The 14170-nt window shown below is 46.2% G+C and carries 18 protein-coding genes; 16 read left to right on the plus strand and 2 right to left on the minus strand.

Annotated elements, in window-relative coordinates:
• Positions 1-58: 58 nt before the first annotated feature.
• From ccpC to G4O42_RS07120, 7 genes are all read left to right on the plus strand, one after another.
• Positions 59-940 carry a transcriptional regulator CcpC gene (gene ccpC, locus G4O42_RS07090; RefSeq protein WP_007611101.1) on the plus strand — a complete coding sequence of 294 codons (882 nt, stop codon included), beginning with the start codon at positions 59-61 and terminating at the stop codon, positions 938-940.
• Between the two features lie 111 nt (positions 941-1051).
• On the plus strand, positions 1052-1525 hold the full coding sequence (locus tag G4O42_RS07095) for a flavodoxin (RefSeq protein ID WP_032874731.1): 474 nt from the start codon (positions 1052-1054) through the stop codon (positions 1523-1525).
• Entirely contained in the window at positions 1515-2408 is an 894-nt protein-coding gene (locus tag G4O42_RS07100) for a WD40/YVTN/BNR-like repeat-containing protein (protein WP_032874733.1), read from the plus strand. The genes G4O42_RS07095 and G4O42_RS07100 overlap by 11 nt, the downstream gene beginning before the upstream one ends.
• Before the next feature lie 26 nt (positions 2409-2434).
• Entirely contained in the window at positions 2435-2890 is a 456-nt protein-coding gene (locus G4O42_RS07105) for a flavodoxin (RefSeq protein ID WP_032874735.1), read from the plus strand.
• A gap of 81 nt (positions 2891-2971) precedes the next feature.
• Positions 2972-3682, plus strand: a complete 711-nt coding sequence (dapD, locus tag G4O42_RS07110; protein ID WP_007409623.1) for a 2,3,4,5-tetrahydropyridine-2,6-dicarboxylate N-acetyltransferase — start codon at positions 2972-2974, stop codon at positions 3680-3682.
• 70 nt (positions 3683-3752) lie between these two features.
• A complete protein-coding gene (locus G4O42_RS07115) occupies positions 3753-4877 on the plus strand; it encodes an N-acetyldiaminopimelate deacetylase (protein WP_032874737.1) in 1125 nt (374 codons plus the stop codon).
• Positions 4878-4937: 60 nt separating this feature from the next.
• On the plus strand, positions 4938-5183 hold the full coding sequence (locus tag G4O42_RS07120; protein ID WP_003154596.1) for a YkuS family protein: 246 nt from the start codon (positions 4938-4940) through the stop codon (positions 5181-5183).
• Between the two features lie 34 nt (positions 5184-5217).
• On the opposite strand, the gene G4O42_RS07125 is transcribed toward G4O42_RS07120, so the two are convergent.
• Positions 5218-6024 carry a mechanosensitive ion channel family protein gene (locus tag G4O42_RS07125; protein WP_032874739.1) on the minus strand — a complete coding sequence of 269 codons (807 nt, stop codon included), beginning with the start codon at positions 6022-6024 and terminating at the stop codon, positions 5218-5220.
• A gap of 288 nt (positions 6025-6312) precedes the next feature.
• On the opposite strand from G4O42_RS07125, the gene G4O42_RS07130 reads away from it, so the two are divergent.
• Positions 6313-6771 (plus strand): TlpA disulfide reductase family protein, encoded by a 459-nt coding sequence (locus tag G4O42_RS07130; RefSeq protein WP_032874741.1) that lies wholly within the window; start codon positions 6313-6315, stop codon positions 6769-6771.
• 452 nt (positions 6772-7223) lie between these two features.
• Entirely contained in the window at positions 7224-7820 is a 597-nt protein-coding gene (rok, locus tag G4O42_RS07135) for a transcriptional regulator Rok (RefSeq protein WP_003154591.1), read from the plus strand.
• 23 nt (positions 7821-7843) lie between these two features.
• Here rok and G4O42_RS07140 read toward each other — a convergent pair whose 3' ends face one another.
• Positions 7844-8836 (minus strand): coiled-coil domain-containing protein, encoded by a 993-nt coding sequence (locus tag G4O42_RS07140; RefSeq protein ID WP_032874743.1) that lies wholly within the window; start codon positions 8834-8836, stop codon positions 7844-7846.
• A gap of 145 nt (positions 8837-8981) precedes the next feature.
• Between G4O42_RS07140 and G4O42_RS07145 the strand changes: the two genes are divergently transcribed.
• The 7 genes from G4O42_RS07145 (at position 8982) to yknW (ending at position 14170) form a co-directional block, all read left to right on the plus strand.
• Entirely contained in the window at positions 8982-9584 is a 603-nt protein-coding gene (locus tag G4O42_RS07145; protein ID WP_032874745.1) for a molybdenum cofactor guanylyltransferase, read from the plus strand.
• A gap of 51 nt (positions 9585-9635) precedes the next feature.
• Positions 9636-10655: a molybdopterin-synthase adenylyltransferase MoeB gene (locus tag G4O42_RS07150; RefSeq protein WP_032874747.1), complete on the plus strand. Its 1020-nt coding sequence runs from the start codon at positions 9636-9638 to the stop codon at positions 10653-10655.
• A 17-nt stretch (positions 10656-10672) separates the two neighbouring features.
• A complete protein-coding gene (locus G4O42_RS07155) occupies positions 10673-11965 on the plus strand; it encodes a molybdopterin molybdotransferase MoeA (RefSeq protein WP_032874748.1) in 1293 nt (430 codons plus the stop codon).
• Entirely contained in the window at positions 11926-12447 is a 522-nt protein-coding gene (mobB, locus tag G4O42_RS07160) for a molybdopterin-guanine dinucleotide biosynthesis protein B (protein ID WP_007409631.1), read from the plus strand. Before G4O42_RS07155 ends, mobB begins: the two co-directional genes overlap by 40 nt.
• Complete coding sequence (locus tag G4O42_RS07165; protein ID WP_007611116.1) at positions 12448-12918, plus strand: molybdenum cofactor biosynthesis protein MoaE; 471 nt, start codon at positions 12448-12450, stop codon at positions 12916-12918. It abuts the gene before it with no gap.
• Complete coding sequence (moaD, locus tag G4O42_RS07170) at positions 12915-13148, plus strand: molybdopterin converting factor subunit 1 (protein ID WP_007409633.1); 234 nt, start codon at positions 12915-12917, stop codon at positions 13146-13148. The genes G4O42_RS07165 and moaD overlap by 4 nt, the downstream gene beginning before the upstream one ends.
• A gap of 323 nt (positions 13149-13471) precedes the next feature.
• Positions 13472-14170, plus strand: coding sequence for a YknW family membrane protein (yknW, locus tag G4O42_RS07175; protein WP_032874750.1), 699 nt, complete (start codon positions 13472-13474; stop codon positions 14168-14170).

Genomic DNA, 14170 nt, shown 5'->3' on the forward strand with positions numbered 1-14170 from the left:
CTTTATTTTATTAGAATGGTAGATAAGAAATACGAAAGGCATTGAAAAGGAGGACGACATGCAGCTTCAAGAGCTTCATATGCTCGTAGTTTTAGCTGAGGAATTAAACATGAGGAAGGCTGCCGAACGGTTATTCGTGTCACAGCCGGCTCTGTCCCAGCGATTGCAGACCATTGAAAAAGCCTGGGGAACAAAGATCTTTCTAAGATCTCAAAAAGGACTTACGGTAACGCCGGCAGGAGAAAAAATCATACAATTTGCAAATGACGTCACGGATCGGCAAGAAAGAATCAGAGAAAATATTGATGAACTTGAGGGTGAGATTCACGGCACATTAAAGCTTGCCGTCGCCTCCATTATCGGGCAGCACTGGCTTCCGAAAGTGTTAAAAACATATGTGGAGCGTTATCCGAATGCAAAGGTCTCTCTCATTACAGGGTGGAGCAGCGAAATGCTGAAAAGTCTGTATGAAGATCAGGTACATATCGGCATTATCCGGGGAAATCCGGAATGGAAAGGCCGGAAAGATTATTTAATGACCGATCATTTATATTTGGTTGATACGGAAATTTCCTGTATTGATGATATAGCCCATACCGATCGGCCGTTTATCCAATTCAAAAGTGACAGTACATATTTTCAGGAAATTCAGCATTGGTGGCATCAAAAATTCAAAACCTCGCCGAAACAGACCATCCTCGTCGATCAGATTGAAACGTGCAAGCAGATGGCGCTGCACGGGATCGGTTATGCCATTCTGCCGTCAGTCACTTTAGAAGAGGAAGATAAAGTAAATAAAATGCCCCTGCTTGATACAAAGGATCATCCGATCGGCCGTGACACATGGCTGCTCGGATATGAGCCGGCATTTGAATTAAAACAGGTGCAGGCTTTTGTTTCTGTCATTAAAGATATGCTGAAGCAGGAACGCCCATTTTAGAAAGACAGCAATCATGCTGTCTTTTTTTATTTTTTATTGACAATGAAAATCATTATCATTTAAAGTGTTATATATGTTAATGAAAATCATTATCAATTACGAGGTGATCATATGCAGAAAGCATTAATGATATATGCAAGCATGTCGGGGAATACAGAGGATATTGCCGGCATTATAAAAGAAACACTGAGCGGGCATCAGATAGCAGTTGACTGTCTCGACATGGACGAAGCAGGTGCGGATTCTCTCGAAGCATATGATTATGTTTTTGTCGGCACGTACACATGGGGGGACGGTGATCTTCCTTACGAAGCGGAAGATTTTTACGAAGATATTCTGCACAGCCAGCTCAACGGACTGAAAACGGCCTGTTTCGGTTCAGGCGATCACGCCTACCCGAAGTTTTGCGAAGCGGTCACGCTGTTTTACGATGCGTTTGAACAGGCCGGAGCCAATTTATATCCGGAAACGCTGAAAATCGAGCTGGCGCCCGAGACGGCTGAAGATCAAGAATGCTGCAAAGAATTTGTCCGCGGTTTTCTTGCATGGGCCGCTCACCACGGAGACCGGTGCCATGTTTCATAAAGGCGCGACGGCTGTCATGGCATCAGTGACTTCAGGATATTTTGTCGCAGTGAAAGACGAAGGTATTTTTCATTTTTCCGCGGAAGAAGGCTGGAAAAGACTATTCCGAGTGAAAAGCAGGGTTCATGTGCTGACTTACATAGGGCCTTACATATTCGCCGCTGGAGAAAAAGGCGCCGTCCTCAGATCAGCCGATCAGGGAAAGACTTGGACGGCCTCCCGATTTCCGACCAGCGCCTCCGTATGGGCCGTTGCCGGGCGGAATGACGGGTTTGTCTGTGCGCATGGCACATATTGCCTCTACTTATCTGATGATTTCGGCGTCACTTGGCATGTGGCTAAGCCCTTTTCACAATTAAAGGAGCCGCCTGTCATCCGTTCGCTTTGTTTACACGGTCAGACGATTTATATAGGCACCCGGATTCATATGAATCATGGCGGCATTTGGGCGTATGAACTGACGGAAGACCGCATCCGGCGTATAAGCCGCGAAAGGCAGCGCATGACGGCTTCAATGATGATGTATCAGAATGAATGGCTCATTGCAGCAAAGGGCGCGGCAAAAGGAGAACGGGGCGAGATTGCCGTCCGAAACGTACGGACGCAAGAGGAGTTTGCCATTACAGCCGGGCCCGCCGTACGGGAAAAATCATTTCTCGACGTTTCTGAGGATAACGGGATTATTTATGTCACATCGTCACAGGACGAAAATGGATTTTCGCGTATTTATCAAGCTGATCTCGCCGCCGGTGAATTAAAGTGGTTTGATACGATCCGCGGTCACGGATGGCGGGTGGCCAACCGGGAAGAAAACTTTTTTTGCGCGGGCCTTTACGAAAGTAAGTTTGTCAGACCGTATGAGGCGGTACGGCTCGCACATTAGTTTTTATGCATAAAGGAGAGACGAAGATGGGGAATGTATTGCTTGTTTACGCTACAATGTCAGGAAACACCGAGGCGATGGCGGATTTAATTGAAAAAGGGCTGATCGAAGCACAAGCATCCGTAGACAGATATGAAGCGATGGATATTCATGCCGAACTTTTTAATGATTACGAGTATATTTTATTAGGCACATATACGTGGGGAGACGGGGATCTTCCTGATGAAATGCTCGATATTGCTGAAGATATGGAAAACCTGGAGTTTACGGGAAAAACATTTGCTTTGTTCGGTTCCGGAGATACGTCCTATGAGTTTTTTTGCGGAGCGCTTGACGAATTGGAAAAAGTAATCACGGCCCGCGGCGGGCGGGTAGTGCTGCCGTCGGTCAAAATTGAAAACAACCCTGAGGGCAGTGAGGAAGAAGAGCTCCGGGAATTCGGAAGACAGTTTGCCGCGCTGTGCAGCCAGCCGGCAGAATAAAGGCTTGTTCCTTTTTTTCTTGTCTTTGTATCCTTCCTTTGTTACAGTAATGAGGTAGAAAATCAGAGGAGGACAATACATATGAAAATGATGGATGCAAATGAAATTATTTCATTTATTCAAAATAGTACAAAATCAACGCCTGTAAAAGTGTATGTAAAAGGCGATCTTGAAGGAATCAGCTTTGGCGATTCCGCTAAAACATTCCTGAACGGCCAATCCGGCGTCGTTTTTGGCGAGTGGGCTGAAATTAAAAGCGCAATCGAAGAAAACAAAGACAAAATTGAGGATTACGTCATTGAAAATGACCGCCGCAACTCTGCGATCCCGATGCTTGATTTAAAAGATGTTAAAGCGAGAATCGAGCCCGGCGCTATTATCCGCGACCAAGTCGAAATCGGCGACAATGCCGTTATCATGATGGGTGCATCTATTAATATCGGTTCAGTCATCGGCGAAGGTACGATGATTGATATGAACGTTGTTCTCGGTGGACGCGCGACTGTCGGCAAAAACTGCCACATCGGAGCGGGTTCTGTATTAGCGGGCGTTATTGAGCCGCCTAGCGCTAAGCCTGTTGTCGTGGAAGACGACGTTGTGATCGGCGCAAATGCGGTTGTGCTTGAAGGCGTAACAATCGGTAAAGGCGCGGTTGTCGCTGCCGGAGCCATCGTTGTAAATGACGTCGAGCCATATACCGTTGTAGCGGGAACACCTGCGAAAAAAATCAAAGATATCGATGAAAAAACAAAAGGCAAAACAGAAATCAAACAGGAATTACGCCAGCTGTAAGGAATGGTTTGATAGAATGGGCGTGGATGATAAAATCCACGCCTTATTCTTATCTCAAGGAGGAATACATATGGAAAAAGAGCGGCTCATTGCCATCCGAAGAGATCTGCACCGCATTCCGGAGATCGGCTTTCAGGAATATAAAACCCAACAGTACCTGCTGAATCTATTGAACCAATATCCGGAGGAAAGAATTGAAATCGAAACTTGGAGAACCGGCATCTTTGTCAAAGTCAACGGCACGGCTCCGGAAAAAATGCTCGCCTACAGAGCGGATATAGACGCTCTGTCGATTGAAGAGCAGACGGGGCTTCCGTTTGCATCTGAACACCCCGGTTTTATGCACGCATGCGGCCACGATATGCACATGACCATCGCGCTCGGCATTATTGATCATTTTGTCCATCATCCCGTCAAACATGATCTGCTCTTTTTATTCCAGCCGGCTGAAGAAGGACCGGGCGGAGCGGAACCGATGCTTGAAAGCGATGTGCTGAAAAAATGGACACCGGATTTGATTACCGCTCTCCATATAGCACCTGAGCTTCCTGTAGGCACAATCTCCACCAAAAGCGGATTGCTGTTTGCCAATACGAGCGAACTCGTCATCGATCTCGAGGGGAAAGGCGGGCATGCGGCATATCCGCATACAGCAGACGACATGGTCGTCGCCGCGAGCACGCTTGTCACGCAGCTGCAGACAGTCATATCCAGAAATACGGATCCGCTTGACAGCGCTGTGATCACTGTCGGAACGATTACCGGGGGCACGGCGCAAAATATCATCGCAGAGCATGCTCATCTGGAGGGAACCATCCGGACGCTTTCCGAGGAATCAATGCGTATGGTGAAAAAGCGGGTTGAAGAGCTTGTCAAAGGAATTGAAATCGGCTTCCGATGCAAAGGAAAAGTCACATATCCGTCCGTTTATCATCAAGTTTATAATACAAGCGGCCTGACCGAAGAATTTATGCAATTTGTCAGCGATCATCAGCTTGCTGACGTGAGAACGGCGAAAGAAGCGATGACCGGAGAAGATTTCGGATATATGCTGAAAAAATATCCCGGCTTTATGTTCTGGCTGGGGGCCGATTCATCCCACGGGCTTCATCACGCAAAGCTGAACCCGGATGAAGAAGCGATGGAAACCGGGGTCAATGTCATGGTCGGATATTTTTCGAAGTATGCCAATTAAATCCGAAAAGAAGAATAATCTAACAAAAATTGAGCATTCTACATAACGGAGGTGTTCAATATGACGAAAAAAATTGGAATTGAACAATCTTTATCGGATGTAGAACAGGCGTTAAAACAAAAAGGATATGACGTAGTGATGATGAAGACTCCTGAGGATGCGAAGAATTGTGACTGCTGTGTCGTAACCGGACTTGACAGCAATGTCCAAGGAATTGCCGATACGTCAACTCAGGCTCCCGTCATTACGGCTTCCGGAATGACCGCCGACGAAATCTGCAGCGAAGTGGAAAAAAAATTTCATTAAAAAAGAAAAAACCGAAGCTTACGCTTCGGTTTTTCTATTCGGCGGATGCGGCGTTTTTAAAACGGTCGAGCGCGATTTTTATTTCTCTCCGCAGTACGCGTTCAACCCGCCATTGCTCCATATTTTCAGTTTTGGCAATGATTCTGATCACCATTTCTGACGAGCTTAAATCCTGAACCCCGATGACGTCCGGCCCTTCCTTAATCTGCGGGAGCTCAGCGGCTGCTTTGTCACACGCGGTTTGCAGGATTTGAATGGTTTCATCAAGATTTTTTTCAAGCGGCACTTTAATATCGACAAGCGCCTGCATCGTTCCGCGGGAATGGTTGCTCACATTCGTAATGCCCCGGTTGGGAAGATAGTGAAGCGTGCCGTCAAAGCTCCGGATTTGCGTCGTACGGAGACCGACCTGCTCGACAATGCCGCTGTAGCCGGCAACCGTAATATAATCGCCGACGTCGATCTGTTTTTCCAAAAGGATAAAAAATCCGGTGACGATGTCACTGACGAGCCCCTGAGCCCCGAAGCCGACTGCGAGACCGACCACGCCGGCGCCGGCAATGAGAGCGCTCGGATTGTAGTGAAATAAATCTAAAATCATTACGATAAAAACGAAAATCAGGATGTATCCATATACATTAAGCGCGAGGCTTCGCAAAGTATAAGCGCGGCCTTTGGAGAGGTTGTTTTGTTGCTCGAATTTCTGAAACAGATGCTTGATCAGCTTTTTTCCTGCCGTCCGGAAAATAAAGTACGCTAAAATAATGAGAGCCAGCTTTATGATGAAAATCCCGGCAGATGTGAGAAGCCCGGCCCAATCAAAGTGTTTTAAATCAATCATAGTGATGTCTTCCTTTCAAGTCTATTGCAGAAAAAGCTAAAAGTGATATACCCGTTTTTAAAATAAAATAAACCTTTTAATAGAAATCAGTTATTTCATTTAAGATTTGTTCATATTGCCCGGTTTCAATATCATCATTTTTGTGAAGATATGAACTAAGAAATCGCCACACTCATTTTAACATGGTGATTCAGCCAAATCATTTCCTTTGGAGGGAAAACAGGAGAACGTTGCCCGGCGAAACTGAAAGCCCCGGCAAAAAACCTTTTTCATAAGGAGGGTAATAAGATGAAATTACGTCAGCAAATGCCTGAATTGACAGGCGCTAAAGCATGGATTAACAGAGAAGTCACGAAGGAACAGCTGGTCGGCGGAAAACCGGCACTGATTCACTTCTGGTCCGCCAGCTGCCGCATGTGTAAAGAAGCGATGCCTGAGATGAACGAATTTCGTGATAAATATAAAGATCAGCTGAATGTGGTGGCCGTTCACATGCCCCGTTCCGAAGATGATCTTGACCTTGAGAAAATCAAGGAAACAGCGGCTGAACACGATATCTCTCAGCCGATTTACGTCGACAGCGATCATACGCTGACTGAAGCATTTGAAAATGAATATGTGCCGGCTTATTACGTTTTTGATAAAAGCGGACAGCTCCGCCATTTTCAAGCGGGAGGAAGCGGGATGAAAATGCTTGAAAAACGCGTCAGCCGAGTACTTTCAGAATCGGAGCAGGCTTCTGAGTAATCGGGACAATCTCCGTCGGACTATTGTCTCGGTTCCGCAAACCCTTTGCCGTTTAGGTAACAGGGTTTTTTTGTGCCTATTGGATAAAAAATTCCAATATGCCATGTGTGGCTTAAAAAATAAGAGAAACAGCCGTAAACACGCTGTACCGCTTGTTTTATCCATATCATAATCTTTTACATATTATAGTCGAAAATTGTAGATATTACGCTAATTTTCATTAAACAAGTAATTTCAAGTTATATTTTGAAATGGTTGAATAAATTGGAACTTTGTCCAGAATCCCCTATATGATAAGGGATTTTTGTATATAAAGTACCATTTTCAGAAAATAAGCAATTTTTCATAGAGTAAATAAAATAGTAAAATGATAAAATAATAGTTGATAAAATTACTTTTGTAATCTAATATCTTAATAAAAGCGTTTAAATTTTTGACAGGGGGTTTTACACATGTTTAATGAAAGAGAAGCGCTGCGCTTACGTTTAGAACAATTGAACGAAGCAGAGGTAAAAGTCATTCGTGAATATCAAATAGAACGTGATAAAATATATGCAAAACTGAGAGAATTAGACAATACAGGCAGCCTGTCCGATACAAAAAAAGAGTTTCGTCCGGAGAAAAAAAGTGACTCTCTCCCGGTGCTTGCAGAGCTTGCAGCACAGGAAATGAGAAGCTATCAAAAGCCGCAGACACAGCCTCAATCCTCCCAGCCGCAGATGCAGTCTATTACGTCTCTTCCCGCCGGCATTCCAGACGGTTCTACAAGAAGAAGAAGAGGGACGGCGAGACCGGGATCAAAAGCGGCAAAACTGCGCGAAGCAGCGATTAAAACATTGAAACGCCACAATGCAGCGATCAAAAGTTCCGAACTGCAAAAGGAAATTGAAAAGGAAAGCGGCCTTGAAATTCCTAATATGACAACATTTATGCAAAGCTTAATTAAAATGTATCCGGAAGTGAAAAAACCATACCGCGGCCAATATATTCTTGAGGGAGAAATTTCTCAGGAAACAGCAGAAACGGCAAATGATACGGCTGCTGAATAATAAAACAGTAAAAACTGCTTGCGTTACTCAAGCAGTTTTTTTGCGTTTTCCCGCTTATTCTGCGGAAGTGACGCATCTTTTCCCGGCTTTTTTTCAAGCTTGACGACATATTTTTGGAAAGGCTTTTCGCCGTCAGCACGTTCTTTCAACGCATCCAGTTTTTCATCAAACGACTGATCGCGGGACTCTGATTGTACAAATTGTTTTTGCAGGGAGATGACTTGTTCGGTAACGGCTTTAAGCAAGTCTTCTGCCTGAACAGTCTCTTTGGAAACAGAAGGGATTTCCAGAGCTCGTTCCGCCGGTTCCGCCGTGCGGCTGTCAATATCAGCAAAATGGCCGGCAATCCAAGCATCACTTTCGTCCAGCTGCCGTTTATACGAAAGAATGGTTTCTTGAAATAACTTTTCTTTCGTTTTTTCTATTTCTACAAGCCGTTCTTTTGTTTCTAGTATTCGATCTCTCATATGATTAATTTCTATTTTAATATGTTTGAGTTGGTATTCTTTTTCTATCATTTGTGTTTGGAGCCGGGTATTTTCGTCTGCAGCGGCATGATAACGCTGTTTCATATCTTCGTGAGAAGTCCGTTCAGTCTGAATGGCGGTCTCAAGTGAGCGGATGCGGGTATGTAAGTTTTTATTTTCTTCTTCAAATTTTACATTTGTAAGATGCAGACGGTGCTTTTCTTCCATCTCATTTTTCCGCCGAAACGTTTCCTGCTGAAGCAGTTCTTGCAGAATGACGATTTTATCGAGCAGCCCGGCTCTGATTTCATGCAAAGAACGTTCCGTGTCACTTGTCTGTTTGTGTTTTTGAACCATGGCTTTCAATTCGTCAGAAAGCTTGTGAAGCCGCTCTTTAATATTGGCGTTTTCCTCCTGAAGCTTATTATTTTTTTGATGGAAGTAGCTTGTTTCAAATTCTGAAATTAATTTTCTGCATCTGGAAAGTTCGGATTTCAAGTAAAGGTTCTCTTGAGAAGTGTCGTGGAAAAACGGACCGGATATTTTCATAAGAACCATCTCCCTCATGATGTTAACACTACAATATGGGAAAGGATCAACGGCTATTCCTCTTAATTAAACAGACAAGCACCGTAATATTGTATTTCGGCTGAGGCGTTTGCTATGCTTTTATATAGAATGGGAGAGAGATGACATGAAACGGGTGAATGTAATATTAGCGGGGGGAGCTTCCCGAAGATTCGGAGAACCGAAAGCTTTTGCAAAGTGGAAGGGCGGCATGTTTTATGAACAGGTGAAAAAAGCCTTCGGCGGCGGAGAAACGGTAATTATCAGCCGCCCTGAACATATAAAAAAGTTCTTATCAAACAGGGAGCGGCATGTTTTGGCCGATGAGCCGCGGTTTCGGGGAATGGGCCCGCTTGCCGGCATCTATACGGCAATGAAACAAACGGAAGGCGAAATATATACGGTCATATCCTGTGACACGCCGCTCGTAACAAGAAAAACGATGGCGGCGCTTGAAATGAAGCTGACCGGAAACCTGGACGCTGTCATACCGGTTTGTGAAAACAGAGAGCAGCCCCTCTTGGCGGTTTACCATAAGCGGGTGCAGGATGTGCTTTTTGATCAGCTGACACAAAACAAACTGAAAATGACAGACACGCTGAAACAGCTGTCTGTCTGTTATGTGCAGGCTGAAGACATCGGCGCCGGGCCGGAGGAGTTCGCTAATATCAACACACAGGACGATTACACCAGACTTTTGGCGCATGTCGAGTCTTCAAATCAAGACTGATCGGGAAGAAACATGGTATGATGGAAATAAAAATGCAAGGGGACAACACAGATGGAAGAGCGCTATTCGCGGCAGACAAGATTTAAGCCGATAGGGGAAAAAGGGCAGCAGGCGCTGGCTGACAGCAGTGTCCTGATTGTCGGAGCCGGAGCCCTCGGAACAGCAGCAGCAGAGGGTTTGGCAAGAGCCGGAGCGGGCCGTATGGCGATTATTGACCGGGATTATGTGGAATGGAGCAATTTACAAAGACAGCAGCTGTATACAGAAGAAGACGCGAGACAGCGCCTGCCGAAAGCAATGGCGGCCAAGGCGCGTCTTTTGGCGGTAAACAGTGATATACATATCGATGCTTACGCGGCGGAAGGTACGGCGGAAACGCTCGAACCGCTGATCGAACAAGCGGATTGCATCGTGGATGCGACAGATAATTTTGAAACGAGAATGGTCATCAATGATCTGGCGCTGAAAACGAAAACACCTTGGATTTACGGTGCCTGTGTCAGCAGTCAGGGAATGTGCATGACGATTATTCCGGGGGTTACGCCGTGTTTATCCTGCCTGTTTGAGCAAATGCCCGTGGGCGGAGCGACATGTGATACAGCGGGCATCATACCTCCGGCGGTTCATATCGTCTCCGCTTATCAGCAGGCTGAGGCGCTGAAATTGCTGACAGGAAATCATGCGGCGGTAAATCGGCGCTTTTTCACGTTTGACGTGTGGAATAACACCAATATGAGCATAAATGTGGATCAGATCAAACGGAATCATTGCCCTTCCTGCGGCGCGGAGCCCGTATATCCGTATCTGCAGCCTGAAAACAGGCCGAAAGCAAGCGTGCTGTGCGGAAGAGACACCGTTCAAATCAGATCGGAAGCCTTAAAGAGGCTGGATAAAGAAGAGCTTGTCAAACGTCTGAAGCAGATCGGTAAAGTGGAAGCAAATGAATTTCTGCTGCACATGGCGTATGAGCGCTTCAGAATCGTTATTTTTCAGGACGGACGGGCTCTGATTCACGGTACAAACGATATAAAAGAAGCAAATTCAGTTCTGGCCAGGGTGATCGGACTGTAGGAAGGGGAGATATTGCTATGCTTGAAAAAAGAACGCCGATTCAGGTGGACGAAGCAGTCCGCCGGGTGAGCCGGTATAAAAAACAGGGGGATACCGAATGGGTGGCGCTTGAGGACAGTCTCCACCGCTATTTGGCGGAGGATGTTAAGGCGGATCATGATGTGCCGGCCTTTAACCGTTCCCCATATGACGGGTTTGCCATCAGGGCGAGTGATTCAAAAACGGCTTCCCGTGACAATGCAGTCACCTTTGAAGTAATTGACCATATCGGGGCCGGCGCCGTGTCAGAAAAAGAACTCGGGCCTTATGAAGCGGTCCGCATTATGACGGGGGCGCAGATTCCAAAAGGTGCGGATGCCGTAGTGATGCTTGAGCTGACAAAAACGTTTTCTGAAAACGGGACGAATTACATGTCAGTGAAACGCCCTTTTCATGCGGGTGATAATATTTCATATCAAGGAGAAGACGCGAAAAAAGGCAGCCCGCTATTAAAAAAAGGGACGAAAATTACGCCGGGCGTAACCGCTCTTTTAGCAACCTTCGGCTATGCTTCTGTTCCAGTGGTCAGAAAGCCGGTTGTCGGCATTATCGCAACGGGAACCGAGCTTCTTCATGTCAGCGATCCGCTTGAGCCGGGGAAAATCCGCAACAGCAACGCTGCTATGGTGTATGCCCAGGTCATTGAAGCGGGCGCGGTACCGCTGAACTTAGGGAAAATTTCCGATGATTTTGATGACAGCTATGATGCGGTGAAGGAAGCTATGAAAAAAGTTGATTTTCTGATCACGACCGGCGGCGTGTCAGTCGGCGATTTTGATTTTCTTCCAGACATTTATAATAAGCTCGGAGCGGAAGTTCTTTTTAACAAAGTGGCAATGCGCCCGGGGAGCGTGACAACTGTCGCCCGGGCCGATGACATGCTGCTGTTCGGCCTTTCAGGCAATCCGTCCGCATGTTATGTCGGATTCACCCTGTTTGTCAAACCGATGATTCAGACGTGGCTTCTGAATGAAAAACCTCATTCCGGATGGACGGAAGCCGTGTTAACAAACGACTTTCCGAAACCGAATCCGTTTACGAGATTTGTGAGGGCATTTGTTTATCATAAGGACGGAAAGATGATGGCGTCACCGGTCGGTCTCGACAAATCAAGCTCAGTCACATCTCTTGCCGAAGCAAACGCGTTTATCCTTCTGCCGGGAGGAACGAGGGGGTATGAAGCGGGCCGGACGGTTCACGCGCTCCTCATCCGTGATGAGAATGGAAGTGAATGGCCGTGGTCAATTCTTTCCCGATCGTCCAGATCGTAGGTTTTCAAAACAGCGGTAAAACAACGTTTATTGAACGTGTGCTGAAAGCTGCGCCGAAAGAGTGCGATATTGGATGTTTAAAACATCACGGACATGGAGGAGAACCGGAGCCTTTTTCTGACGGAAAAGACTCGGAGCGTTTTTCAAAGGCCGGAGCCGCGGTTACGGCAGTAGAAGGGGACGGCGTCCTGCAGCTTACGGCGCGAAAAAAATGGGATTTGGCGGGCTTGATCAGTCTGTATGAATGTCTGGGAATTGACGGTCTTCTCATAGAGGGATTTAAACATGCGCCGCATCCGAAAATCATTATGATCAAAGACAGCGAAGATTGGCAAAAGCTGAAGCATTTGGAGCGCGTGATCGCAGTTGTCAGCAGAAATACGGAGCATATGCCGGCAGATGCAGGCATGCCCGTATTCCATGCGGACGATCCGGCTGCCATGATGTTTGTGCTTTCGCAGCTGAAAGGGGAATCTGCTTAAATGGAACGTTTTCAAATTACAAGGGAACCTATCATTGCGGAAAATATCGTAAAAAAAGTTGAAAAGCGTGAAGCCGGCGCCATCACAACGTTTATCGGCACGGTCAGAGAGTGGACTGCCGGGCGGCGGACGGTACGGCTCGAATATGAAGCGTATGAACCGATGGCTGTTCAAATGCTTTCTCAAATCGGCGATGAAATCAGCGCGAAATGGGAAGGAGCCGAAGCTGCAATCACTCACCGTGTCGGCGTCCTTGATATCGGAGAAGCAGCGGTCGTAATCGCCGTGTCTTCACCGCACAGAAAGGCGGCATATGAGGCGAATGAATATGCAATTGAACGGATAAAACAGATTGTGCCGATATGGAAAAAAGAAATCTGGGAAGACGGCGAAGAATGGATAGGCGATCAGCTGGAAACAACGCCCTATCCGAACGGAAAACCGGATTTGGATAAAGGGGAATCGCGATGATTAAAGTATTATTGTTTGCCGGGCTTGCGGAGCAGGCGGGAACACCGGTCATTGAACTTGACGAAAAAGAGACGGCGGCGTCTGCTGTAAAAACGCTGCTAAAGGAACGGTACGGCCTTCAGACGATTGACAATGCCATGATCGCAATCAATGAAACATATGTAAAAGACAACAGCATCGTAACAGAAGGTGATACCATTGCCTTTATCCCTCCTGTAAGCGGAGGGTGAAAAAAGAGCCGGATGTGCATCATTGCCATCCGGCTTTTTTGTATATAGGCGCTGAATTCCAGAGAATATCCAAATGGGATTTAAAGGAATTTTTGATTGAGGCGGTTTTGATTAGATGAATAGGCTGAAGACAGTGCCTTCACAAGGCTTTGAGCCTCCCGTCATACCGGTCTGACAATACTTTTTTTTACATAATTATGGAACGTAAAGCTGAGAATTTGTGTTACAATTTAGCATAAATACGCAAACGGCAAAAAAATTGAAACTTCTCTCAGCCTAAAGCGTACGTATAAACAGAATAATACATAGGAGGCATCAGCAATATGGAACCAAACCTGGAAAAAAGCAATACGGCAGTAACGGAAAAGCCGTCAATTTTCGGCGTCATTACAAGTCCTGTTGTGCAGTTTAAAAGATTAAAAGAGAAGCCGGTCATCGGCATTCCTCTCCTGATTGTCATCATTCTCATCGCGGCCGGCAGTATTTTGCGCGGATTGGGGATGAATTATGAAGAAGTGCTGAACAGCTCATCTCTTGACGGATTGTCGGATGATCAGATTGAAATGACCAAAACCATTGCTAAATTCGGCTCGATGTTCGGAGGAATCTTCGGGGGCATTATCGCTCTGTTTATCGTTCCGCTCATTTACTGGCTGTGCGTCAAAATTTCAGGCGGCGTGACAACTTACAAAAAAATGCTCTCACTCAGCCTGTTTACGGCATTTATTACCAATATCGGCTTAGCTATTAACGGTCTTGTTACTTATTTTACCGGTGCGGGCTCACTGTACGCCGTTACATCTTTGGCGAGTGTCATACCGGCCGGAGACGGCGTCGCGGTCTTTTTAAGCGCGTTTGACATTTTCAGCATCTGGAGCTATATTCTGCTCGCTTTGGGACTTCGCTATACAGGCGGCATTTCAAAAAAAGCGGCCTGGACTTCCGCGATTGTCCTGTTTGTTATTATGCTTTTGGTTTCGGCAGTCGGAGGACTGTTAAGTTCAGTGACAGCAGGTGTATAA

Origin of the sequence: Bacillus sp. LUNF1 (genome assembly GCF_011008975.1) — a bacterium.
GTDB lineage: Bacteria > Bacillota > Bacilli > Bacillales > Bacillaceae > Bacillus > Bacillus velezensis.